Source organism: Flavobacterium sediminis (genome assembly GCF_003148385.1).
Taxonomy (GTDB): Bacteria; Bacteroidota; Bacteroidia; order Flavobacteriales; family Flavobacteriaceae; genus Flavobacterium; species Flavobacterium sediminis.
The window spans coordinates 1390262-1413895 of the sequence record NZ_CP029463.1; the positions used below are offsets into that span (position 1 = coordinate 1390262).

The window sequence follows — 23634 nt, forward strand, 5'->3', positions numbered from 1 at the left end:
GTTAGCTAATTATACAAACTTTTTAAGTTGTAACATAACACCAACATGTAATGCTTCATGATAATTATTAAACTCTAAGGCATCTTCAACATTGTGTATATCAAAGTTTCCGGTTTGAGTAGTATATTGCATAAAATTTTTAAACACACCATTTTCATAATCTTCTTTTGTTTTTTCAATCGTTGAAAACAATAAAGACCTTATTTCATCCACTTCCTCCTGAGAAGCCGGTTTTTCCGGTTTTGTCCCTTTTTGATATTTAGCAATCAACTCATCCGAAATCTTCATTGGAAGTCCCGATAATTTATAAACTAAAAGTTGCTGTGTTACTATAATATGCCCTATATTCCAGATAATATTATTTTTAAAATTATCTGGAATTTTATTAAGTTGGTCTAAACTTAAATTTTTTAAAAAACTTTCTGAAAAGTTTCTACTGGTTTGATTAATTCTAAACGTTGTTTCCATCATATTTTTATTTATAACATTATAAAATCGTCTGCTTTCGGAAATGTATTCATTACTTTCTGTACAATTTCCGGAACAGGGTTAGCTAATTTACGTAACTTCGTATCGAGCCATGCTCCTTCGACTGATATCACTGCACACAATCCCTCTTTTTCATTCTTTAATTCATGTACAATAGTCCAACGGGAAGCATCGGGCTTCATTTTTCCGATCTTAGTACTTATAGTTATACGATTTCCTAAGTGAATTTCTTTCCTGAAAATACACTCTTCTCGAAAAAGAACAGGACCAAAATGTTCCTTTTGCATCACTCGTAAAGTCAATCCCTGACTGTCTAAAATCTCTATACGATGCTGAGCTCCGAAGTCATAGTAAGCACTATGCCGTAAATGAAAATTAGGATCTAAATCTGACCAGCGAATCGAAATTTCTTTTGTAAAAACACTCATTCTTCTTAAAGTTTATCAAATGTAATCAGATTTTTTTGTCTGAATTGAAATAACGTTTATTTTAACGAAAAGCTTATTTTTGCAAAAACTTCAATCCTATGCGTAAAATTTATTACTTAAAGACTTGTGACACTTGTAAAAGAATTTTACAATCGATCCCTAATTTAGATTCTTTTGAACTTCAAGACATCAAAGAACAGCCTATAACAGTTAAGCAATTAGAAGACATGCACTCACTTTCTAAAAGTTATGAAGCTTTATTCAGCAAAAGAGCTAAGTTATACAAAGAAATGGGACTAAAAGACGAAAAGCTTTCCGAAAATGATTTTAAACGCTACATTCTTGAACATTACACTTTCTTAGCACGACCGGTAATCATTATTGACGAACAGATATTTATTGGTAACAGTCCGAAAAATTTAAAGGCCTTGGCTGCGTTTTTTAATTAAATTCGTCAAAAATTATACATATTTTTCTTTTAAAAAAGATAATTTTTCTTAAATTCGCTTAACATCCGTATCTTTTTAACCGAAGATCGAGATCATTTTCAAAAGGTTTTGTAAATCCTTACTATAATTATAAAGCGTTATATAAAAGTCAGATTCTAACGAATCTGGCTTTTTACTTTTATAAATGATACTACCTGATATTTTGGGTTATCCGCCACAATTAATTACTTTTGTAGACTATTTAATATATATATGATACAATCTATGACCGGTTTCGGCAAAGCTTATTTGCAATTGCCAACCAAAAAAATTACCGTTGAAATAAAATCCCTGAATAGCAAAGGGTTGGATTTAAACGTAAGAATGCCTGCTGCATACAGAGAAATGGAACTTTCACTACGTAATACTATTTCTCAAAGCCTTGAAAGAGGAAAAATAGATTTTTCACTTTATATAGAGATCACAGGGGAAGAAACCACTTCAAGAATAAATGTCCCTATCGTTAAAAGTTACATCCACCAGATGCAAGAAGTTATCCCAGGTGCTGACCTAACTGAATTGATGAAGATGGCAGTCAGAATGCCGGATGCCTTAAAAACGGAACGCGAGGAAATTGATGAAAATGAATGGAAACAAATTGAAACCATTGTACATGAAGCGTTAACCAACATCAATCAGTTCAGATCTTCTGAAGGAGCTTCCTTAGAAAAAGACTTCAGATTGCGCATCGGAAATATTCAGAACCTGATGGAACAAGTTGTTGCATTGGACGCAGAACGCATTGAAAATGTTAAGAATCGTCTGCAAAATGCCATTTCTGAATTAAAAACGGAAATCGACGAAAACCGATTTGAACAGGAATTGATTTATTACCTTGAGAAACTGGATATTACAGAAGAAAAAGTACGTTTAGGCAATCATTTAGAGTATTTTCTTCAAACTATGGATAGTAAAGATGCTAATGGAAGAAAATTAGGATTCATCTCACAGGAAATGGGACGTGAAATCAATACGATGGGATCCAAATCCAATCATGCCGGAATGCAAAAACTGGTGGTTATGATGAAAGACGAACTTGAAAAAATTAAAGAACAGGTTTTAAATGTCCTTTAAGAAAAATAGAAAAACAACACAACGATACTAAAATGAGTTCAACACATAAAGGCAAACTAATTGTTTTCTCAGCTCCTTCAGGCTCCGGAAAAACAACAATTGTCAGGTATTTATTAGGTAAAGAAGATTTAAACTTAGAATTCTCCATTTCTTGTACTACCCGCGCTCCTCGTGGTGAAGAAATAGATGGAAAAGATTATTATTTCATTTCCTGGGAAGATTTTAAGAAGCATATTAAAGCAGAGGATTTTGTTGAATGGGAAGAGGTTTACACCGATAACTTCTACGGAACTTTAAAAACAGAAGTGGAGCGCATTTGGGCAAAAGGAAAACACGTGATCTTTGATATTGATGTAGCCGGAGGACTGCGTATAAAACGCAAATTTCCGGAAGAAACTTTGGCCGTTTTCGTCAAACCTCCTAGTGTTGACGAACTAAAACGCCGTTTAAAAGAACGCTCAACCGAAAGTGAGGATAAGATCAATATGCGGATTGCCAAAGCACACGTTGAATTAGCTACTGCTCCGCAATTTGACAGAATTATTAAAAATTATGATCTAGACACTGCTAAAGAGGAATCTTACCAATTGGTTAAAGATTTTATTTCTAAATAATCAGCATTTATTAATGATTCTCGATGCCCTAATTTGGCTAAGCTGAACTGTTACTCAAAATTAAGAACATGAAAATCGGATTATATTTCGGAACGTTTAACCCTATACATATCGGGCATGTGATTATTGCTAATCATTTTGCCGAATATTCCGATTTAGATCAGATCTGGATGGTGGTAACTCCTCATAATCCGCATAAGAAGAAAAACACGTTGCTGGACGATTACCATCGTTTACACATGGTACATCTGGCAACAGAAGCTTACGAAAAAATACAGCCTAGCGATATTGAATTCAAACTACCTCAACCGAATTACACGGTTAATACCTTAGCCCATTTACAGGAAAAATTTCCTAAACATGAATTTTGTCTCATCATGGGAGAGGACAATCTCAATTCGTTACATAAATGGAAGAATTATGAGGTCATTTTACAGCATCATGAGGTATATGTTTATCCGAGAGTGAATTCGGGAGAGATTGATGAACAATTTATCGATCATCCTAAAATACACCGTGTAGGTGCTCCTGTCATTGAACTTTCTTCTACATTTATCCGCAAAAGCATTAAAGACGGCAAAAATGTGAGACCTATGCTTCCTCAGGGTGTATTGGAATATGTAGCACACAATTTATTTTACAAGAAATAAAAAAAAGAAAAGGCTGAAATTATTCAGCCTTTTACATTCTATCGCATTCTTTTACGGATATCTTTTAAAGAGTGGTTGATCAATAATTTTCCGTCTCGGAAAACTTCTTGTAATTCTCCTGTTCTCTCTTCTTCCCAAGAAACCTCATCCACCAGTTTATACTTTTCGTTCTCCCTTTCAATTTTTATCAATCCTTTAGCCGATTTTTTAGTTCCGTCATCAGTAATCGGATCTTTAAAAATAGCTCTTCCTTCGCCATTAACCTCTCCATAGGTGGCTTTCATGGCAAAACCGAAAGTATCCCGGGTATTGTACTGATAAGTAAAGGACCCTATTCCCAGAACTACATTTGTAGAAGCATATCCTTTCTCTTTCAGCATCTCACATATTTGAGTCGCTCTATCGATTGTAATACTATCACCATAGATAGCTCCGATTTGCGGAATCAACTCTTTATAGCCTTTTTCATTTACTGTTCCTCCGAATATTTCCCAAAGTAATGCTACTACTCCTTTTCTTTCCTCATCCGTCTTACCGTTCGGATTCCCGCATAAAATATGAACAGGATCGCCACTATCAGGACGAATTACTACTTTTCCTTCACGATTTACTATTTCATCTTTCAAACGTGGTAAATAATCCGTCAGTACTTTCCATAAATTCCATGTATCAGAAACTATAGAGACAATACCTTTCGGATAAACTTCGCAAATCAACCGTTTAAAAGTGTCGTATTCCCCTTCTGTCGTCCCCATACACATTACAGAATGTTCTGTAGCAGCAACTGATCCTCCGATTAATTCCTCATCCGAATCTGCATTATAATATTCTTCCAAAAACTCGATAGCGGGAATTGTATCAGTTCCAGTAAAACTCAATAAATGTCCGGCTGCAGAACTAACTGCCGCTTCAATACCTGCCATCCCTCTCATGGAAAAATCATGTGCCTGCCAATCCACAAATTCAGGAACAGAGGAAGTTTCTTCTGCATATTTGTCTAACACTTTTCGGTACTGTTTTGCTATAGTAGCAGAATTACAAGGTAACCAAACAACAGCAGACAATAAGGTCTCAAAATAATTTGTCAGCCAAAAAAAGTCCGGTAAGGTATTGTACATCGTAAACATAGGTATACGAACCGGAACGGTGGCACCCTCCGGCAATGCTTTGAAGACCATCGGGATATAGCCCAGATCGTGTAATGCTTCGATGTGTTTTACACCAACCTGATTTTCTCCTAAATAATTATTGATACGACGCGCGTACTTTTGAGTAACTTCTTCTTTCGGTTTGCTGAAAAAATGGGTTTGAAAATCTTCTAAAATATATTTTTTAATGAAATACTGTAAGCCGAAGAAGACTACTTCATCTACATTTTGAATTCTTGATTTTCTTGGTGTCCAGTTCGAATATACTAAGCTGGTTCCCATCGGATACTGTCTTCTATGATCGACTTTGTATCCGTCTGTTAATAATATGGGGTTCATGTTTTTTGTTTTTATAATAATTAAACTATTTCCTTTTACTTCGTTTTTAATAGTCCCAGATCAGTCCTTTTTCATTTAATCTATATTGAAATTTTTGGGTGTCTCAAAAATTTAATGATTTTTGTTTTTGACCTTTCCTCTATAAACTAATTTGAGTTGTAACATTACATTAAAATTTAATATATTCAACAGGTACGTGGTCTGTAAGCCAAACACCATTTTCTGAAAGGTAAAAAGAATAACCGTCTGCTATCATTTTTGGCGCATCAATACTTAAAATGATCGGCTTACCTCTCCTGCTTCCGACTTTAGTAGCCGTTTCTTTATCCCTACTTAAATGCACATGTTGGCGACTCATTTTTTGCAAACCTTCTTTTTGAATAGCTTCCAGAAATTTTGCCACTGTTCCATGGTATAAAAAATGTTCAGGATGAGCTTCTTTTAAGTCTAACTCTACTTCAATAGAATGTCCTTGACTTGCTCTTATCTTTGTCTTGTCTTCATTAAAAACAAATCTCTTTTTATCATTATTTTTAACAACATAATCTAGTATTTCCTCGTCCAATTCTTTACCAAACTGATTGCTTTTTGTGATAAGCTCATTTACACTAGCCCAACCGTTTTCATCTAATTGCAATTGTATTGTTTGTGGAGCGTGTCTTAGAATTAAGCTAAGGAATTTGCTGATCTCTTTTGCGTCTTTCCCGTTCATTTTAATTTGATATTTTTAGTTTTTTATTCAACATTTCGTCTTCAAAAACTAAAGGCTTTTCTTTAGGAACCATTAAAAGCTCTAATGAATTGTTTTTAACATGCGTATATTGCTCAGCCACAAAATCACTTATATCCTCTATTAAAAGAATATCCTCTGTAGCGAATGTTTTTATAAATCCATTTCGAAGCCCGATTTGAATAGCTCTTCTCTCTAGATTAACGCCATAAGGGTCATGATCAGGATCCCATTGCAAACGCACATCAGATTTTTTCACAGCTTCTTTCCATTCTTCATGAGTAATTTCCCCGTCTACCTGATTATAAGAAGAATAGACTGCATTATTTAAATATTTTTCAAAAGATTCTTTTCTTAAATGAATAGCCAGAACAACTTCCTGTCCGTTATCTTTCGTTCCCCATCCGTTCCTATACATCATCCAAAGAAAGTTGGGTTTTATCCATGTCATCCTTTCAAAGCTAAATGCGCCACCAAAAAATTGGTTTTGAACCGCAGAATTTCCGATTTCTCTATTATAGGATTGATAGACTACAATTTCTTTATCGTCATATTGTGCCATAATATGATAGCCAGTTTGTGGCCATCTTTCAATTTGTTCTGTATATCTCTCTAATTCTAATTTCATTTTTCTCTTCTTTATAAAAGTTGTTGGTACAACTTATAGTTTTCTTCATCAAAACAAACAAAGGTTATTTCTTGTATGCTTTGTGTTTGAAACTGTTTTATAGTATCTATTGCAATTTTTGCAGCTCTATCTTTTGGAAACCTGTAAATTCCGGTACTTATATTAGGAAAAACTATCGTTTTTAACTGATACTCTTCTGCAACCCGTAAACAATTGCTATAACAGCTGGCTAATAATTGTTCTTTCTCTGTTTTATTTCCATTCCAAACCGGACCCACTGTATGAATCACGTATTTTGCCGGTAAATTACCTGCCGTTGTTATAACTGCTTCGCCTACATTACAACCACCTTGTCTGTTTCTGATAGTTATACATTCTTCTAAAATCAGTTTTCCTCCTGCTTTATGAATAGCCCCGTCTACTCCGCCTCCACCCAATAATGAAGTATTCGCTGCATTTACAATACCTTCGGCTTTAATTTGAGTTATATCTCCCTGAATAAGCTTAATTTCCATGCTACAGTTTTATTTCATCTCTAACTTCCATTAAAGCAAACCCTAATAAGTTCAATCCATTCCACTTTTCCGGATTGTAAACATCTTTATGGTCACTTGCCAATCCAATCCCCCAAATAGTATCAACCGGACTTGCCTCTACAAGTATTCTATTCTTAGTGTTCAAAAGGAACTCTTTAAGTAACTGGTTTTGATTAAATTTATGATAATTACCTTCTTTCACTATTCTGAATCGGTTTTCGTTCCAAACTGAATCCTCATAATTTTTAACTTCTCTTCCTAATTTCTTTGCTTCAGCAGGAGACTTACAAGCCAATATCTTTTCTAAAATTTCCTGATCTCCGAACAAATCAGCTTTTTTAGCCATCATCCAGTGCTCTGCTGTTTTATATTCCACCTCATCTACACTAAAACTACTTTCCCACCACTGGCTCAGACACGTTTTGATTATTCGTCCATCTTTGACCGGTTGATGCCCCCAAAAGAAAAGAAATTTGTTCTCTGTATTTATAGTTTCAACTGTGTATTTCATATTTTTCACTTAACCTATCACATAATTTTGTAATATCATCTTTTCGAACCAATTGGCTTATCCATTTTTCCGGGATAACTTTGTATCCATAGATCAATCCCGCTAAACCTCCAGCTATGGCACCGGTAGTATCAGTATCATCTCCCAAATTTACAGCTTTCAATACTGTTTCCTCATAGTTGTCTGAATTGAGTACACACCATAAACCTGCCTCTAAACTATCCAAAACATAACCGCCTGAACGTATCTCATTCTCTTTTAAATTAGAAATATCTGTTCTGAGTACCCGATCAAATAATTGCAACTCTATTTTATTAAAGCTTTTATCCGATATAAAGTCACTGACAACCTCTTTCATTTTATGATAAGCTTCTTTTTTATTTAATCCTTTCATTATTTCCAAAGCATAAACAATATAAATAAAGCAAGAAAAAACAGAACGAAAATGGGCATGAGTAATAGATGAAACGTCTTTTACTCTTTGATACACAACATGATAATCTTTCTCTTTCTTTAAACAAAATACTAATGGTAATATTCTCATTAATGACCCGTTACCATTATCTCCTATATTAAAACCTCCGCATAAAACGGGTGATTCCCCTTGAGAGATTCTATGAATAGCTTTCCTTGTAGCAATACCGATATCAAACACTGTTCCGTGAGGTGTCCATATTTCTTCATTATACCATTGCAAAAAAAGCAATGCTATTTTATCTATATCAAATCCTTCACACAAGCTTTCAGCTAAACAAAAGGCTAATGAACTATCATCACTCCATGTTCCTTTTGGCTGTCCATGCGAACCATTTTCCTGCATGTCCTGTACCGGATATTTTTTTAAAAACTCTCTGCTTTTAAATTCTACCGGAACACCTAAAGCATCGCCTATTGCCAATCCGAATAACGCACCATATAATTTATCTTTCTCCATTTTTTAAAGATGTATGATTTCTACTTTATCATCTTCTATATCCTTAAATGAATTGGTTGTAAAGATTTGTTCAAAATCATTCAGACTATCAAATCCTTTACTAAAAATACCATGGCTCACAGCCAGATACAATTGGCCTGCATTTTTATTTTTCAATTCTTCAGCCAAACCGGCAAAAGTTCCTCCTCCGTCACAAATATCATCAACAATCAAGCAAGGTTTACCTTGTAAATCTTCTGCATAAACCTTAAATCCGGAAAGCTTTCCTGTTTTCACATCTCTGCTTTTACTGCATTCCACTACTTCAACACCTCCAAGATATTCCGACACTTTATAAATTTTCTTCAAAGCACCACCATCAGGAGAAATCAACAAAACATCCTGTCCTACTCTTCTCTTGACTTCTTTAATAAACTCATGATTGCTAATAACTTCACAATTATTCAACAAAGCCGGAGTTACTTCTGAATGTGGATCAAAAACCTGTATTTTATTTAGATTTAAACCATTTACAATATCTGTATAAACTTTTACAGACAAAGGTTCTCCTGCCACCATTAACCGATCTTGCCTCGCCGCCGGAAAATAAGGAATAAATCCATTAACTGTTTTTACCCCCATTCTTCTTAGAGCATCTACAGCCAAACAAAACAAACCCAGATCATTAAATGAATTTATACGATGGGTAACCGTAACAATGTGATTGGTATCAAAATCAGCCAGGATTTTGATATGTGGCTCCCCTCCGGAAAAAATAAAACTTTTGAACTCTATTTCATTTTGTTTTCCGAAAGGAATAAAGTGTGGATCTAAATTGAGAAACATAATATTTGCGTTTATTTTACACAAAAATAAATTATATTTCTTTTATCACAAAATAATTTGTGTAAAAATTACGCAAATTTAATTTCAAAGTGAAAACCTTCTTTTTCAAGTTTCTGATATTCGGCACTTTTAAACTTATATAATTTAGCCGGTCTTCCGCTTTTTTTATTGGCAAATTCTTCAGTTTCTTCTATAATTCCGAAACTCAACATTTTTTTTCTAAAGTTTCTTCTATCAATCTCTTTCTCTAAAATTGTTGCATAGAGATTCTCCAATTCTGAAAATAAGAATTTTTCAGGAAGTAAATCAAACCCGATCGGTTTATAGGTCAGCTTATCTTTTAAACGCTGAATAGCCTTGATAATCATTTCATTGTGGTCAAATGCCAGATTCGGAATATCTTTAATCTTTACCCAGGCAACATGATCTGCATCCGTATCAGCTTTCAAAACCAGCTTTGCAGGATCAACCAAACCAAAATAAGCAACAGAAACCACTCGGTTTCTCGGATCTCTGGTAATATCATCACCAAAAGTGTACAGTTGCTCTAAATAATTCACTCGTACATTGGTCTCTTCTCTCAACTCTCTTTTTACAGCATCTATCAACGACTCATCTTCCTTGACTAAACCTCCCGGAACTGCCCAATATGAATTTTGACTCCCGAACTTCTGCTGGATCAACAATACATAGAGTTCCGTATCTCTATATCCGAATATAATTGCATCAACCGCCAGTCTTATTTGTTGCATATTCTCTATTTTGTGTAACTGATACACAAAAATAACGAAATAAGCTTAACATTCTATTACCAACTGTTCTCTTTTCCTTTTTGTAACTTTGTTAGGCACAATTTATAAAACAAACGCTATGAACAATTTTGAGTTATACAATCCGGTAAATTATGTCTTTGGAAAAGGACAAATTGCAAAACTTTCAGAATTAATTCATTCACAAAAAATACTTTTGACCTATGGAGGGGAAGTATTTTTAAAAACGGTATTTATGAACAAGTTAAAAATGCTTTACAAGATGTGGAAGTAATTGAATTCGGAGGAATTGAACCCAATCCTCGTTTTGAAACACTAATGAAAGCTGTTGAGATCATTCGTCAAGAAAAAATAGATTTCATTTTAGCTGTTGGAGGAGGAAGTGTTATTGACGGGACAAAATTTATTTCGGCTGCCGTTCAGTTTGAAGGTGACGAAGCTGATATTCTGAGAAAACGAATTCTTTTCAAGGATCTCAATGACGTAGTTCCTTTCGGAACAGTTCTAACTCTGCCGGCAACCGGTTCTGAAATGAATTCTGGAGCTGTCGTTACAATTGAAGCTACTCATGAGAAACTAACTTTGGGCGGAAGTGCTTTGTTCCCAAAATTCTCTATTTGTGATCCGACAGTTATTGAATCACTTCCTAAGCGTCAACTGCAAAACGGCGTAGTAGACGCTTTTACTCATGTCATGGAACAATATTTAACTTATTCTCATGACGCTATTCTACAAGATCGAATTGCCGAAGGAATTTTACAAACTTTAATTGAGATCGGACCTAAAGTTGTTGAAAATCCCACCGATTATAGTTTAGCTTCAAATTATATGTGGAGCTGTACAATGGCTTTGAATGGCTTAATCAGCAAAGGTGTTCCTACTGATTGGGCTACACACATGATTGGTCACGAATTAACAGCTCTATATGAAATTGATCATGCTCGTACTTTAGCCATTATCGGACCGAATTTGTACAAAGTAATGTTTGAAAGTAAAAAAGAAAAACTAACGCAGTACGGAAAACGCGTTTGGAATTTAACCGGAACGGATGAAGAGATAGCACATCAGTCCATTGAAAAAACAGTAAATTTTTTCCACACTATGGGAATGAAAACCAAAATTTCGGAAAACACTGATAGCTATGAAGAAACAGCTAACATCATTGTAAAACGTTTTGAAGAACGCGGATGGAAAGGCTTAGGAGAAAAACAAAATGTGACTCCGGAAAAAGTTCGCGAAATCGTAGAGATGAGTTATTAATTCTCTTTAAAAAAATAAAAGCGGCTTGGTTTTAGGACCAAGCCGCTTTTTTACCAACCTAAACTTAAATAGACTTAACCCAAAAACTATTTAACGGTAGCAAAGCTATAAACATGAATTACCAAGATAACGCCCTTATCCTTTTTTTAATTGCCTCCTATTGTTTTAAAAATTTGTTAAAGTTTTATCGAACGGCAAATCCCGGCCAACGAAAACGTTTTTTATTTCTCAACAGAATGTTTACCTTTGAATTTCCTTAATTTGTAAACGAATGGAAGAAAAACCCAAATTTGCCGTTATAGGCGGAGGAAGTTGGGCTACAGCAATAGCCAAAATGTTATGCGAAAATCAAAGTGAGATCGCTTGGTATATGAGAAGTACTTATGCTGTTGAACATTTAAAACACCAAAAACACAACCCTAATTATTTAAGTTCTGTTGAATTTGATATCAAACAGTTACACCTCACTAATGACATCAATGAAGCCGTAAAATTTGCGGATTATATCATTTTTGCTATTCCTTCAGCTTTTTTAAACGGGGAACTTGAAAAATTAACGGAAAGTCTTGACGATAAAGTCATCTTTTCCGCTATTAAAGGCATTGTTCCGGAAACCAGCCTGATTGTCGGTCAGCATTTTCACGACCACTATAATATTCCGTATGAGAATATAGGCGTTATTACCGGACCCTGCCATGCTGAAGAAGTAGCTTTAGAAAGACTTTCTTATCTGACGATTGCTTGCGGCGACCTGAAAAAAGCTAAAATAATGGCTAAAAACCTGAGTAGTAATTACATTACTGCTAAAACTTCTGACGATATTGTAGGAACGGAATATGCTGCCATGCTAAAGAACATCTATGCTATTGCAGCCGGTATTGCTCATGGCTTAGGCTATGGCGATAACTTTCAATCAGTTTTGATGAGTAATGCTATTCGGGAAATGAAAAAATTCATCCGAAAAGTACACAAAATGAAACGTAACATTAACAATTCAGCTTATTTAGGTGACTTGTTAGTAACCGGTTATTCAGTTTTTTCAAGAAATCGTATGTTCGGGAACATGATAGGCAAAGGGTATACTGTAAAATCAGCACAAATGGAGATGAGCATGGTCGCTGAAGGATATTACGCCACTAAAAGCGCTTATTTGCTGAACCAAAAGTACGGTGCAAAAACACCTATTATTGATGCTGTTTACAGCATTTTATATGAAAATAAGGATCCGAAAACTGTCTTTAAAAAATTAACAGAAAAACTGGATTAAAGCCGTTTCTTAAAAAAACAAACATAAACCATTAAAAAACAAGTATTTACCTGTTTTTTAATGGTTTTTATATTTTTATAATAAATTGATTTTCAGAAAAGTAATTACAAATCCCTTGGTTTAAAAAACACCTCATATCTTTGCAAAAACTTTCTACATGGACCATTTAATTAATCATCCGGTTATAATTACTGTTTTTGCGATCACTATTTTTGTCATGCTTCTTTTAGACTTAGGTATTTTAAATAAAAAAAGTCATGCAATATCCAGTAGAGAAGCTGCAATATGGTCTGCCATCTGGATCTCGTTGGCTATGGGATTCAGCGGTATCATTTACCATTATATGGGAATCGAGAAATTCTCACAATTTCAAGGAGCCTATTGGATCGAAAAAGCATTATCTGTCGATAATCTCTTTGTTTTTATCTTGGTTTTCGGTTATTTTAATGTAGGTCGTGAATTACAACACAAAGTTTTATTTTGGGGGTTTTAGGAGCTTTATTTTTCAGAGCCATATTTATTTTTTCAGGGGTTTGGATCTTAAATTATACGTATTTACCTGAAATGGAGCTTTTCGGGCATCATGTAAGGATCAATTATCTATTAACTATTTTCGGATTCATCCTGATTGTAGCAGGGATCAAATCTTGGTTTAGTCACGGAGAGGACGAAGGAGATAAAGACTTTTCTAAAAGTCCAGGAGCCCGAATTATTCATAGATTCTTTAAAGTAAGCGACCGATTTGACGGTGATAAATTCTTTACTGTTCAGAACGGAATTAAAATGGCTACGCCTCTTTTAGTTGTATTAGCTATTGTGGAATTTACCGATCTGTTATTTGCCGTTGATAGTATTCCAGCCATTTTTGCAATTGCTCCGGACGATCCTTTTATTTTATACACCTCTAATATCTTTGCTATTTTAGGGCTTAGATCGCTTTATTTTCTTTTAGCTAACTTCATGTATATGTTCGGGCGTTTACATTACGGATTGGCGTTAATTTTAGCTTTTATCGGTACAAAAATGATTATTGCTCCTTTTGTTCATATATCTTCTCCTACTTCTTTAGCTGTTGTAGGGAGCATTTTGGTTATCTCGATTTTCTGGTCCATATTATTTCCTTATAAAAAATAATTCTTTTTTAAACACAGAGATTAGTTCACTTCTATTTCATCTATAAAAATAAATGCAAAACCGTCGAAAGGATAACCCTGATGCCATACAGGAAGTTTTCCGAAGTTTCGTGCAATGACTTTTACATAACGTGCTTTTGCAGATACTTTTGTTGTCAATTTTTGAGTTTGCACTTCATAATCCTTAGGATCAAGAGTATTTTTAACTACGGCAATCTTTTCAAAATTCACATTATCATCAGAAACATAGAGTTCAACTTGAGTCGGCATTAAAATCCAAGCACGAGTATCTTGTAAAAAATCAACTGAAACTGTTTCTATTTTTGTTTTCTTCTTTAAATCAATAACAGCTTCAAAATCCTTATTTTGATACCCTTGCCAATCGCCTTTTCTCCAGTTGACAGAACCGAAAATTCCGTCGATCAAACCTTCCGGTCCTCCGGCATGATATTGTGGGTTATATTCCGATTTAATGTCGATCGTATAATTGTTTGGCTTTTTGAAATACTGAGCTGTAATCGTATCACTTCTATTTCCTTTTTCATCATCTGAATAAAAATGAATAGTGGCAGATTCTTTTAAGGTAAAAGGTTTTTGGTAATGGGTAAAAGTTGATTGATTTATACTGTAAAACACTTTTGCCCTTTTATTCCATGTTTTAAACTGTATTGGCAATTCTTCCTTAAATGATTTACTTTTCGCTACAATTACAGGGACAGTTGGAAATATAGAAACTAAACCATCTGGAGGAGCAACTAAAGTATCTGGTCCTTTAAGAAAATAATTCAAATTATAGTTTACAAACTTATTCTCACTTTCATCAGTATTAGGAACTACAATTTTATTTTCATTGATTCTGATTTTTGCATTAGGATAAGTTGATTTACAAGTGTTAAAGTATTGTTGTCCTGGTGTCACTTGATAAATTCCCATCGAACTCAATACATACCAGGCACTCATTTGACCACAATCTTCATTCCCAATCAAACCATCTGGTGTATTCTTGTAGAAATTATCTAAAATATATGTTACTTTTTCATTTGTCTTTTGGGGTTTACCAATGTAATTATATAAATATGCCATGTGGTGACTTGGCTCGTTTCCGTGAGCATATTGTCCGATCAAACCTGTAACATCTACCTGCTCTCTTCCGGTCGTTTTACTTTCGCTGTTAAACATTTCGTCTAACTTGGCTTCAAAGATTGATGGTCCGCCGTACGCCTCAATCATACCGTGAATATCCTGAGGCACGAAAAAAGTATACTGCCAACCATTCCCTTCCGTAAAATTATTATTGATCTCTTTGGGGTCGAATGGCACGTCCCAACCGCCATTTTTCTTCGGACGAATAAATCCGATCTCCCAATCGAATATGTTTTTCCAATTTTGGGAACGCTTCATGAAATATTGATAGTCGTCTTGCTTGTCTAACAACATTGCCATTTGGGCAATGCACCAATCATCATAGGCATATTCTACCGTTTTAGAAACACTTTCGTGTTCATCGTCAATTGCTATAAATCCGTTGTTCTTATAAGCTTCTAAACCTAAAACATCTCGCATAGCGGAAGCTTTACTAGCTTCAAAAGCCTTTTCGTAATCGAAACCTTTAATACCTTTTGCCATAGCATCAGCTATCACAGAAACGGAATGATAGCCAATCATACAATCGGTTTCATTTGAAGCCAATTCCCAAACCGGTAATCTTCCGCCTTGTTCGTATTGTTTGATGAACGTATTGATATAATCTGAAGTTCGCTTTTTATCAATTAATGTATATAAAGGATGTGCTGCTCTAAAGGTGTCCCAAAGTGAAAAAACCGTATAATAATCAAATCCTTCCGCTTGATGAATTTGGTTGTCGCGACCGCGATATTTTCCATCCAAATCTTGTGCAATATTGGGTTGCATCATGGTGTGGTACAAAGCGGTGTAGAAAATAGCTAACTTGTCTTTATCTTTAGAAGTGATTTCAATCTTTGATAACTCATTGTTCCAAAGTGCTACTGCATCCTGATGTGCTTTTTCAAAATCCCAATGTTTGATTTCGGAACTATTCAATTCGGCGCCTTCATAACTGGTTGGTGAAAGCGATACTTTTATTAGAATTTTTTCACCTTTTTTGACTTGTTTTGAAAAACTTAAAGCTAATTCAACACCTTCGTAAATTTTCCCGTCACTTTTATACCTCGTTTTTTCCTTGTTAATAATCATAGGAACATTGAATTCTATTCGTGCGAAAACATATTGATTTTGTGCCCAAGCTTCACTTCTTCTTAAAACTTCAATTGTTTTATTGTCAATAACTCTAATTCTTCCTTCTAATAATTTATCACGATGGTTTAAATCCAAAATAATATTGGCTTGTCCGGCTTTATTAAACGTATATTCATGAAAGCCCACACGAGTAGACGTTGTTAAACGTACATCGATATTGTGTTTGTCTAATTTTACGCTGTAAAATCCGGCTGAAGCTTTTTCATTAGTATGTGAAAAAGACGAAGAATACACTTTATGATCAAAAGAAGGCTCACCCATAGTTGGCATCAGCATCATATCGCCATAATCAGAAACACCGGTTCCGTTCAAATGTGTATGCGAAAAACCATAAATTACAGCATCAGAATAATGATAACCGGAACAACCATCCCAACTACCATCAATACGGGTATCCGGCGATAATTGCACCATTCCGTAAGGAACTGTTGCACCAGGAAACGTATGTCCGTGACCACCCGTTCCGATAAACGGATTGACATGATTTGCAACGTCTTGTGCAAAAATAGAGTTGACAATTAAAAGTATACTAAAAAGAAAAATCCTCATTTTACAGTTTGTTTAAAGTTGTAAAATTGAGGATTTTATATAAAATTCACAATTAACCGGAATAAAATAACAGTAATTGTGGTTAAATTATAGCGTTTTAAGATGCTGAAACAAGTTCAGCATGACAGGCGATCTTGTCATCCCGAACTTGTTTCGGGATCTAAAAATCAATCTAAACTTATTTACTAAGTCAGTAACTTACTCATTTTTCAGATTCTGAAAAATTCCATAAATTTTCCCAATTTGGATTGTGCTCTTCTATCAAATTGATTTTCCAATTTCGATGCCAGTTTTTTAACTGTTTTTCTCTCGCAATCGCGTCATTAATAAACTGAAATTCTTCACAATAAACTAATATTTTCAATTTATATTTTGCTGTAAATTTACTTCCTTGTCCACTAATATGTCTTTCCATTCTATCATCAATTCCTCCGGTAACTCCAATATACAAAGTCCCTTTTGGCTTGTTAGTCAATATATAGACCCAATAATTATGATAATTTCTAAAAGACATAATTAAAAAGATGCTGAAACAAGTTCAGCATGACAATAATATACATTTACACCGCTAAAACACCTCTACGTCCAATAACCGGTAAGTCGGTTTGTGCTTTTTCGTTGATACTGTTTGTTTTGAAAATGAATTTTTTATCGTACAATTTGCCCTCTAAAAAATAACTCAGCATAAATTCATTGTTCAACTGCAACACATTATTCTCTAAGAACTCAACTTTTACCGCCGATTTAGGCTCCACTTCTTTGAAAGCATGACGGAAAGTCCCGGTTTTTCTATTTTCACCATTAATTAGTCCATAAGCTCTTGAAACTACAATTGCCATTTCTAACTTTTGGTCAGTTTCATTCAATAAATAAGCGTACCAAGAATGTTCCTGAAAATCATCGTTCCATTCTTGAATCGCTACGATTTGAACGCCTTCTACTTTTGGGATGATAATGTCTTTTTTCATGATAATTAAAAGGAACGAATATTTCGTTCCTTATTTTATTAAGATTATGAAATTCCTCGACTTCGCTCGGAATGACAAACCACTTGATTACAAACTTGATTTGAATTGCTCTAAGAAACGTACGTCATTTTCGTAAAACATACGAATATCTCCGATTTGGTACAACAACATAGCAATACGCTCTACTCCCATACCAAAAGCAAAACCGGTATATTCATCAGCATCAATGCCGCAATTTTTCAACACATTCGGATCGACCATACCACAACCTCCGATTTCTAACCAACCGGTTCCTTTCGTAATGCGATAATCGGTTTCTGTTTTAAGTCCCCAATAAATATCGATTTCAGCACTTGGTTCCGTAAACGGGAAATAAGAAGGTCTCAAACGAATTTTTGACTTACCGAACATTTCTTTAGTGAAATACAACAACGTTTGTTTCAAATCGGCAAAAGAAACATCTTTATCAATATATAAACCTTCTACTTGGTGGAAGATACAGTGTGAACGAGCTGAAATATCCTCATTACGAAACACTCTACCCGGAGAAATCGTACGAATAGGCGGTTGATTGTTCTCCATATAACGCACCTGTACCGATGACGTGTGCGTGCGCAACAAGACATCCGGATTTGTCTGAATAAAAAAGGTATCCTGCATGTCTCTTGCCGGATGGTATTCCGGCAGGTTTAATGCCGTAAAATTATGCCAGTCGTCTTCAATTTCAGGCCCTTCGGACACATTAAAACCTACACTGGAAAATATATCAATAATTTGATTTTTTACAATGGATATCGGATGACGGGAACCTAAAGTTACAGGTTCGCCGGGACGTGTTAAATCGCCATAAATACCTTTTGCTACTTCTTTACTTTCAATTTGTTCTTGTAAAGTAGCTACTTTTTCTTCAGCAATGGTTTTTAATTGATTGATCACTTGCCCGAAATCTTTCTTCATTTCATTCGGAACCGTTTTAAAGTCAGCGAACAGTTCTCTTAGCAATCCTTTGCTTCCCAAATATTTGATGCGGAATTCTTCAATTTTCTCCTTATTGTCAGCATGAAAAGCTTTTACTTCTTCAATGTGCTCTTTTATCTTGTCAATCATTGCAAATCTTAAAATAGATCGCAAATTTACAAATTAAATTTTTTTTGGTCTGATTTAATTGTAAAGTTTCTCATTTTAAGAAGAAAAACTATTTGTTTTCTTCAACCCCGAGTTTGGAAGCTATGACGCTGATAATAAAAATTTGTGTGGCATGAAACAACATTAGGGGTAATAAAATCACTCCGGTAGCCATCGTGGTCGGAAACAGAATTTTTGAAAAAACAGTTCCGTGTACCAATGATTTTTTGGTTCCGCAAAATTGAGCTGTAATCTGATCTTCACGGTTAAATTTTAGTTTCTTCGCAAGAAATCCAATTAGATAATAGACCCCGAAAAACAATAAAATATCTGCTGCAAAAATGAAGAGTAAATCTATTAACTTCACAGAAGTAAAGACTTTCTCTTCGAAAGATTCCGAAAAGCTTTTATAAATAATCAACAGAATAACTGATTTATCAAACAAGGTCAATTGTTTGTTGTACTTTGCAGCGTATTTTCCTAAAAATCGTTGCAATAACAACCCTAAAACAACCGGTAGAAGAATCTCTGTCAACAATTTGATATAGATTGCACCTAAATCGAAATCACTTGCTGATTGCTGCAAAAATAATCCCATCCAAAGTGGTGTTATCGCAATACCGATCAATCCGGAAATACTGGCGTTGAAAATGGCTGCCGGAATATTTCCATTAGCGATAGAAACCATTACCACTGAAGATGAAACAGTAGAAGGTAGCGCAGCTAAAAATAAAAAGGCTAACCAGATCATTTCGGTATGTTCCGAGTGAATTAATGGTTTAACTATTAAAATAACTAAAGGAAACAATAAAAACGTAGATAATTGAACTACAACGTGCAATTTCCAGTTTTTGAGTCCGCTTTTGATTTTATCCGGATGTAATTTTAACCCATAGAAAAAGAAAATCAGTGCAATTCCTAAACTTCCTATCAAACCTAAAGGGATGGGACTGCTTTTGGCTCCCCATTGCGGAAATAGATACGCCAGAAAAACCGTAGTTATTATTGCTAAAACAAATTTGTCGATTTTCATCAGCCATAATAATTTAATCGATCAGTTCTTTCTCTAAAAAATAATTCACGACAGCTTCTTTCATTAAAACGGCTTGTTCTCCGGCTTTAAGCGTTGGTAATTGTTCTTTTACTTTGTAATGTGGCCAACCTTCGTTATCGAAATGTTCAAATTGATAATACCCATAAGGTTCTAGTAAACGACAAATGGCAATGTGCATTAGGTTTACTTTTTCGTCTTTCTTGAAAGTTTGCTTAAATTTACCTAATTCCTGAATTCCAATCAAATAGATAATTCCATCTAGATCAAGTTCGTCGCCATCGGCAAATTTTTCAGATAATATTGTGACCACACGTTCCCAACGTGCTTTTAATTGTTCGTCTCTGGACATTTTTTTTAAAGATGAAAGAAAAAAGAGAAAAGAAAAAAGATTCTTCTCGTTTTTCTATATTTGTTTTGCAAAGATAAAAGATGGTTTTGGTTTTTACGTAATCTGTCGTCTTTGTTCTTTATTCTTTCATCTATTTTCTTGAAAAAATGAGCTTTATTGATATTGTATTCGCCGTATTCTTGAGTTATGCTTTGTATAAAGGTATTAAAAACGGGCTTTTTGTGGAATTGGCTTCGCTTATCGCCTTAGTGGCCGGAATTTTTGTAGCTATAAAATTTTCGTATGTTTTAAAATCAGTTTTAGAAACCAAAGTGAGTTGGGAACCGAAATACATAGAAATTGCAGCATTTGCGCTGACTTTTATTTTTGTGGTAGTTGTTATCCATCTTTCGGCAAAATTATTGACCAAAATAGCCGATTTTGCTTATTTAGGTTGGATGAACAAATTAGCCGGAGCTTTTTTCAGTGCTTTAAAAACCATTTTGATGTTAAGCGTGGTAATTTTACTTTTCGAAAAAATGAATGTGAATAATATGTTGGTTGAACAAGGAACGTTAGACGAATCTATTTTTTACAATCCAACCAAGGAAATCTCAGCTTTTTTGTATCCAAAAATTGAAGAATGGTATGAAAATAGCGTTCAGCCTTCAACTGACAATGAAAATGCAATTGACTTAGAGAACGAAGATGTTGGACCTGATAATGAACAAAAAACAGAATAAATCAAATAAAAAAAGGAGCTTAAAAGCTCCTTTTTTTATTTATCCGCATTTAGACGAACCACAATCTTTACAGGTTAAACAACCTTCCTGATACATTAAATGGGTTCCGCCGCAATTGCCGCATTTTTGTCCGCTTGCAGTTGTACCGTCCGGAATATAGCGTTTTAACGCACGAGCCACTCCGTTTTTCCAGGTATTGATCGATTCGTTATCTAACTGTAATCCGTTGATTAATTCTACTACATTGTCGATCTCTAATCCGTGACGTAAAGTTCCCGAAATAAATTTGGCATAATTCCAGAACTCCGGATTAAAGCGGAAGGATAAGCCTTCAATAGTCGTTTTATAGCCTCTGGTATTCACATATTGAAAATCGTAACGTGAATTTCCTTTGTCATCTCTGTTTTTGATAATAAAACCATCATTTACCCAACGCGGTAGTAAGATTCCATCTTCATCATCGGCCAGACCGGTAAAGATCTCATACGGCTGACCATCAATTTTTCCGATAAAAGCAATCCATTTTTCTTTATTATTCTGGAAACGAACAACATCAGCTTCAAGAATCTGCGGACGTTTAGTCGGGAAAACGCGTTTGAATGTTACATCAATATCTTCAACTTCTTTTTCTTTTTTCTCGTCTTTAGCAATTAAAACGCCTGAACGCGAACCATCACGATAAACCGTTACGCCTTTACAACCTACTTCCCAAGCTTTCAAATACAGTTGGTTTACCAATTCTTCTGTAGCATCATTCGGAATATTAATGGTTACCGAAATAGAATGGTCTACCCATTTTTGTATAGCACCCTGCATTTCTACTTTGCTCAACCAATCCACATCGTTTGAAGTGGCTTTATAATAAGGCGATTGTTCAATGATCTTATCTAGTTCTTCGTTGGAATAATTTACAGAAGTGTCGATTCCATTCACTTCCATCCATTGTTTGAATTTATGGTGAAAAACAATATATTCTTCCCATGAATCACCTACCTCATCTACAAAATCTACACGAACATCTTTATCATTTGGATTTACTTTTCTTCTTCTTTTATAAACCGGCATAAACACAGGCTCAATTCCTGAAGTTGTTTGTGCCATTAACGAAGTTGTACCCGTTGGTGCAATCGTCAATAAAGCAATATTTCTACGACCATACTTTTGCATGTCCCGGAACAAAGCTTCATCAGCTTCTTTAATTCGTTGTACGAATGGATTATTTACTTCTCTTTGCGCCTCAAAAATGGTAAAAGCGCCACGTTCTTTAGCCATTTCTACCGACGAACGATAGGCCGCTAAAGCCAATGTTTTATGAACATCAATTGAAAACGCATTACCTTCTTTACTTCCGTAACGAATTCCCAGAGCCGCTAACATATCACCTTCTGCTGTGATCCCAACACCGGTTCTGCGGCCTTCTTTTGCTTTTTTACGGATTTCTAACCAAAGGTTACGTTCAGTTCGCTTGATTTCATCATCTTCCGGATCTTTATCAATTTTAGCTAAAATAGTATCTACTTTCTCTAATTCCAGATCGATGATATCATCCATCATTCTTTGTGCGTAGCCTACATGCTCTTTGAATAATTCAAAATCGAAATATGCTTGTTTTGTAAAAGGATTTTTTACATAAGAAAATAAATTAATTGCTAACAAACGACAAGAATCGTACGGACACAATGGAATTTCACCACACGGATTTGTAGAAATGGTTTCATATCCTAAATCTGCATAACAATCCGGTAAAGATTCACGAATAATGGTATCCCAAAATAAAATTCCTGGTTCAGCCGATTGCCAAGCGTTGTGAACAATTTTCTTCCATAAATCTACTGCATTTATTTTTTTGGACACCACCGGACTCGGACTGAAAGTCGGATATTTTTGGGTATATGCTTCGCCACTTTTTACAGCCCGCATAAAACCGTCGTCAATTCGAACGGAAACATTTGCCCCTGTAATTTTTCCTTGTTCTAACTTGGCATCAATAAAATCTTCCGCATCTGGATGATTAATGGAAACCGATAACATTAAGGCACCTCGTCTTCCGTCTTGTGCTACTTCCCGTGTTGAATTAGAATAGCGTTCCATGAAAGGAACTAATCCGGTTGACGTTAACGCAGAATTTTTCACCGGAGAACCTTTAGGACGAACGTGTGACAAGTCGTGTCCTACTCCACCCCGACGCTTCATAAGTTGCACTTGTTCCTGATCAATTTTCATGATTCCACCGTAAGAATCACTTTGCCCTTTGTTTCCGATCACAAAACAATTAGACAATGAAGCCACCTGATATGGATTTCCGATTCCTGTCATCGGGCTTCCTTGCGGAATAATGTAGGTAAAATTTTTAATCAAATCATATACTTTCGTTTCTGAAAGCGGGTTTGGATATCTGGCTTCTATTCGGGCAATTTCTTTAGCAATCCTATAATGCATATCATCAGGCGATTTTTCATAGACATTACCCTCTGAATCCTTTAAGGCATATTTATTCAACCAAACTCTGGCTGCTAAATCATCTCCTTTAAAGTACTCTAATGATGCCTGATAGGCTTCCTCATTAGAATAGATTTGCTTTTTTTGAACTTCTAAATTTGTATCCATAACTTCAGATTTTTTAACTCTGTAAAAGTAAAAAATAAAATTTTTAAAAACAGTTAATTTTAAAAAGTTTACAAATAAAAATAACTAAATTACTGTTTTATAGATGATTAATTTTTTTGAAAATTAAAAAAGTTTACAATTTTTAAAAAACAATAAAAT

23 protein-coding genes and 2 pseudogenes are annotated in these 23634 nt (G+C 34.8%); 8 read left to right on the top strand and 17 right to left on the bottom strand.

The annotated features are described in order from the left end of the window. Positions 1-9 precede the first annotated feature (9 nt). Together DI487_RS06385 and DI487_RS06390 are read right to left on the bottom strand one after the other, a co-directional pair. A complete protein-coding gene (locus DI487_RS06385; protein WP_308219308.1) occupies positions 10-471 on the bottom strand; it encodes a DinB family protein in 462 nt (153 codons plus the stop codon). 8 nt (positions 472-479) lie between these two features. Continuing rightward, the gene (locus tag DI487_RS06390; protein WP_109568892.1) at positions 480-917 is read right to left on the bottom strand and encodes an acyl-CoA thioesterase; all 438 of its coding nucleotides are present in this window, start codon (positions 915-917) and stop codon (positions 480-482) included. Between the two features lie 98 nt (positions 918-1015). Here DI487_RS06390 and DI487_RS06395 point away from each other — a divergent pair, with 98 nt between their 5' ends. The 4 genes from DI487_RS06395 to nadD all read left to right on the top strand — a co-directional run bounded on the left by DI487_RS06395 (position 1016) and on the right by nadD (position 3743). Then, positions 1016-1366, top strand: a complete 351-nt coding sequence (locus tag DI487_RS06395) for an arsenate reductase family protein (protein ID WP_109568893.1) — start codon at positions 1016-1018, stop codon at positions 1364-1366. Positions 1367-1618: 252 nt separating this feature from the next. Then, complete coding sequence (locus DI487_RS06400) at positions 1619-2479, top strand: YicC/YloC family endoribonuclease (RefSeq protein ID WP_109568894.1); 861 nt, start codon at positions 1619-1621, stop codon at positions 2477-2479. Positions 2480-2511: 32 nt separating this feature from the next. Further along, positions 2512-3093, top strand: coding sequence for a guanylate kinase (gene gmk / locus DI487_RS06405; protein ID WP_109568895.1), 582 nt, complete (start codon positions 2512-2514; stop codon positions 3091-3093). 68 nt (positions 3094-3161) lie between these two features. After that, complete coding sequence (gene nadD / locus DI487_RS06410) at positions 3162-3743, top strand: nicotinate (nicotinamide) nucleotide adenylyltransferase (RefSeq protein ID WP_109568896.1); 582 nt, start codon at positions 3162-3164, stop codon at positions 3741-3743. A gap of 38 nt (positions 3744-3781) precedes the next feature. On the opposite strand, the gene DI487_RS06415 is transcribed toward nadD, so the two are convergent. The 8 genes from DI487_RS06415 to DI487_RS06450 form a co-directional block, all read right to left on the bottom strand. Further along, positions 3782-5230 carry a nicotinate phosphoribosyltransferase gene (locus DI487_RS06415; RefSeq protein ID WP_109568897.1) on the bottom strand — a complete coding sequence of 483 codons (1449 nt, stop codon included), beginning with the start codon at positions 5228-5230 and terminating at the stop codon, positions 3782-3784. Positions 5231-5399: 169 nt separating this feature from the next. Next, a complete protein-coding gene (locus DI487_RS06420) occupies positions 5400-5942 on the bottom strand; it encodes an RNA 2'-phosphotransferase (RefSeq protein ID WP_109568898.1) in 543 nt (180 codons plus the stop codon). Position 5943: 1 nt separating this feature from the next. Continuing rightward, complete coding sequence (locus tag DI487_RS06425) at positions 5944-6588, bottom strand: DUF4291 domain-containing protein (protein ID WP_109568899.1); 645 nt, start codon at positions 6586-6588, stop codon at positions 5944-5946. Between the two features lie 11 nt (positions 6589-6599). Continuing rightward, positions 6600-7103, bottom strand: a complete 504-nt coding sequence (locus tag DI487_RS06430; protein WP_109568900.1) for an O-acetyl-ADP-ribose deacetylase — start codon at positions 7101-7103, stop codon at positions 6600-6602. A gap of 1 nt (position 7104) precedes the next feature. Next, positions 7105-7635, bottom strand: coding sequence for an NADAR family protein (locus tag DI487_RS06435; RefSeq protein ID WP_109568901.1), 531 nt, complete (start codon positions 7633-7635; stop codon positions 7105-7107). Then, complete coding sequence (locus tag DI487_RS06440) at positions 7619-8569, bottom strand: ADP-ribosylglycohydrolase family protein (protein WP_109568902.1); 951 nt, start codon at positions 8567-8569, stop codon at positions 7619-7621. Before DI487_RS06440 ends, DI487_RS06435 begins: the two co-directional genes overlap by 17 nt. 3 nt (positions 8570-8572) lie before the next feature. After that, complete coding sequence (gene prs / locus DI487_RS06445) at positions 8573-9394, bottom strand: ribose-phosphate diphosphokinase (RefSeq protein ID WP_109568903.1); 822 nt, start codon at positions 9392-9394, stop codon at positions 8573-8575. 68 nt (positions 9395-9462) lie between these two features. Further along, entirely contained in the window at positions 9463-10146 is a 684-nt protein-coding gene (locus tag DI487_RS06450) for an NUDIX hydrolase (protein WP_218925788.1), read from the bottom strand. 118 nt (positions 10147-10264) lie between these two features. Between DI487_RS06450 and DI487_RS06455 the strand changes: the two are divergent. From DI487_RS06455 to DI487_RS06465, 3 genes and pseudogenes are all read left to right on the top strand, one after another. Beyond that, positions 10265-11424, top strand: a pseudogene (locus tag DI487_RS06455) (iron-containing alcohol dehydrogenase). Positions 11425-11695: 271 nt separating this feature from the next. Further along, positions 11696-12691, top strand: coding sequence for an NAD(P)H-dependent glycerol-3-phosphate dehydrogenase (locus DI487_RS06460; protein WP_109568904.1), 996 nt, complete (start codon positions 11696-11698; stop codon positions 12689-12691). Between the two features lie 343 nt (positions 12692-13034). Further along, positions 13035-13825: pseudogene (locus tag DI487_RS06465) on the top strand (TerC/Alx family metal homeostasis membrane protein). Positions 13826-13845: 20 nt separating this feature from the next. On the opposite strand, the gene DI487_RS06470 reads toward DI487_RS06465, so the two are convergent. The 6 genes from DI487_RS06470 to DI487_RS06495 form a co-directional block, all read right to left on the bottom strand. Further along, entirely contained in the window at positions 13846-16650 is a 2805-nt protein-coding gene (locus DI487_RS06470; protein WP_109568905.1) for a GH92 family glycosyl hydrolase, read from the bottom strand. A 202-nt stretch (positions 16651-16852) separates the two neighbouring features. Then, positions 16853-17164 (bottom strand): GIY-YIG nuclease family protein, encoded by a 312-nt coding sequence (locus DI487_RS06475; RefSeq protein ID WP_109568906.1) that lies wholly within the window; start codon positions 17162-17164, stop codon positions 16853-16855. A 46-nt stretch (positions 17165-17210) separates the two neighbouring features. Next, positions 17211-17618: a hypothetical protein gene (locus DI487_RS06480; protein ID WP_109568907.1), complete on the bottom strand. Its 408-nt coding sequence runs from the start codon at positions 17616-17618 to the stop codon at positions 17211-17213. Between the two features lie 87 nt (positions 17619-17705). Continuing rightward, the gene (gene pheS / locus DI487_RS06485; RefSeq protein WP_109568908.1) at positions 17706-18725 is read right to left on the bottom strand and encodes a phenylalanine--tRNA ligase subunit alpha; all 1020 of its coding nucleotides are present in this window, start codon (positions 18723-18725) and stop codon (positions 17706-17708) included. Positions 18726-18813: 88 nt separating this feature from the next. Beyond that, complete coding sequence (locus tag DI487_RS06490) at positions 18814-19776, bottom strand: bile acid:sodium symporter family protein (protein ID WP_109568909.1); 963 nt, start codon at positions 19774-19776, stop codon at positions 18814-18816. A 13-nt stretch (positions 19777-19789) separates the two neighbouring features. Then, on the bottom strand, positions 19790-20146 hold the full coding sequence (locus DI487_RS06495; protein ID WP_109568910.1) for a hypothetical protein: 357 nt from the start codon (positions 20144-20146) through the stop codon (positions 19790-19792). A 146-nt stretch (positions 20147-20292) separates the two neighbouring features. Here DI487_RS06495 and DI487_RS06500 point away from each other — a divergent pair, with 146 nt between their 5' ends. Next, a complete protein-coding gene (locus DI487_RS06500; RefSeq protein WP_109568911.1) occupies positions 20293-20868 on the top strand; it encodes a CvpA family protein in 576 nt (191 codons plus the stop codon). 39 nt (positions 20869-20907) lie between these two features. On the opposite strand, the gene DI487_RS06505 is transcribed toward DI487_RS06500, so the two are convergent. Next, the gene (locus tag DI487_RS06505; protein ID WP_109568912.1) at positions 20908-23475 is read right to left on the bottom strand and encodes an adenosylcobalamin-dependent ribonucleoside-diphosphate reductase; all 2568 of its coding nucleotides are present in this window, start codon (positions 23473-23475) and stop codon (positions 20908-20910) included. Positions 23476-23634 lie beyond the last annotated feature (159 nt).

What these genes read in the sequence shown, in the direction of transcription:
- DI487_RS06385 (WP_308219308.1), bottom strand. Translation starts at nt 471, where the DNA reads ATGATGGAAACAACGTTTAGAATTAATCAAACCAGTAGAAACTTTTCA.
- DI487_RS06390 (WP_109568892.1), bottom strand. Translation starts at nt 917, where the DNA reads ATGAGTGTTTTTACAAAAGAAATTTCGATTCGCTGGTCAGATTTAGAT.
- DI487_RS06395 (WP_109568893.1), top strand. Translation starts at nt 1,016, where the DNA reads ATGCGTAAAATTTATTACTTAAAGACTTGTGACACTTGTAAAAGAATT.
- DI487_RS06400 (WP_109568894.1), top strand. Translation starts at nt 1,619, where the DNA reads ATGATACAATCTATGACCGGTTTCGGCAAAGCTTATTTGCAATTGCCA.
- gmk (WP_109568895.1), top strand. Translation starts at nt 2,512, where the DNA reads ATGAGTTCAACACATAAAGGCAAACTAATTGTTTTCTCAGCTCCTTCA.
- nadD (WP_109568896.1), top strand. Translation starts at nt 3,162, where the DNA reads ATGAAAATCGGATTATATTTCGGAACGTTTAACCCTATACATATCGGG.
- DI487_RS06415 (WP_109568897.1), bottom strand. Translation starts at nt 5,230, where the DNA reads ATGAACCCCATATTATTAACAGACGGATACAAAGTCGATCATAGAAGA.
- DI487_RS06420 (WP_109568898.1), bottom strand. Translation starts at nt 5,942, where the DNA reads ATGAACGGGAAAGACGCAAAAGAGATCAGCAAATTCCTTAGCTTAATT.
- DI487_RS06425 (WP_109568899.1), bottom strand. Translation starts at nt 6,588, where the DNA reads ATGAAATTAGAATTAGAGAGATATACAGAACAAATTGAAAGATGGCCA.
- DI487_RS06430 (WP_109568900.1), bottom strand. Translation starts at nt 7,103, where the DNA reads ATGGAAATTAAGCTTATTCAGGGAGATATAACTCAAATTAAAGCCGAA.
- DI487_RS06435 (WP_109568901.1), bottom strand. Translation starts at nt 7,635, where the DNA reads ATGAAATACACAGTTGAAACTATAAATACAGAGAACAAATTTCTTTTC.
- DI487_RS06440 (WP_109568902.1), bottom strand. Translation starts at nt 8,569, where the DNA reads ATGGAGAAAGATAAATTATATGGTGCGTTATTCGGATTGGCAATAGGC.
- prs (WP_109568903.1), bottom strand. Translation starts at nt 9,394, where the DNA reads ATGTTTCTCAATTTAGATCCACACTTTATTCCTTTCGGAAAACAAAAT.
- DI487_RS06450 (WP_218925788.1), bottom strand. Translation starts at nt 10,146, where the DNA reads ATGCAACAAATAAGACTGGCGGTTGATGCAATTATATTCGGATATAGA.
- DI487_RS06460 (WP_109568904.1), top strand. Translation starts at nt 11,696, where the DNA reads ATGGAAGAAAAACCCAAATTTGCCGTTATAGGCGGAGGAAGTTGGGCT.
- DI487_RS06470 (WP_109568905.1), bottom strand. Translation starts at nt 16,650, where the DNA reads ATGAGGATTTTTCTTTTTAGTATACTTTTAATTGTCAACTCTATTTTT.
- DI487_RS06475 (WP_109568906.1), bottom strand. Translation starts at nt 17,164, where the DNA reads ATGTCTTTTAGAAATTATCATAATTATTGGGTCTATATATTGACTAAC.
- DI487_RS06480 (WP_109568907.1), bottom strand. Translation starts at nt 17,618, where the DNA reads ATGAAAAAAGACATTATCATCCCAAAAGTAGAAGGCGTTCAAATCGTA.
- pheS (WP_109568908.1), bottom strand. Translation starts at nt 18,725, where the DNA reads ATGATTGACAAGATAAAAGAGCACATTGAAGAAGTAAAAGCTTTTCAT.
- DI487_RS06490 (WP_109568909.1), bottom strand. Translation starts at nt 19,776, where the DNA reads ATGAAAATCGACAAATTTGTTTTAGCAATAATAACTACGGTTTTTCTG.
- DI487_RS06495 (WP_109568910.1), bottom strand. Translation starts at nt 20,146, where the DNA reads ATGTCCAGAGACGAACAATTAAAAGCACGTTGGGAACGTGTGGTCACA.
- DI487_RS06500 (WP_109568911.1), top strand. Translation starts at nt 20,293, where the DNA reads ATGAGCTTTATTGATATTGTATTCGCCGTATTCTTGAGTTATGCTTTG.
- DI487_RS06505 (WP_109568912.1), bottom strand. Translation starts at nt 23,475, where the DNA reads ATGGATACAAATTTAGAAGTTCAAAAAAAGCAAATCTATTCTAATGAG.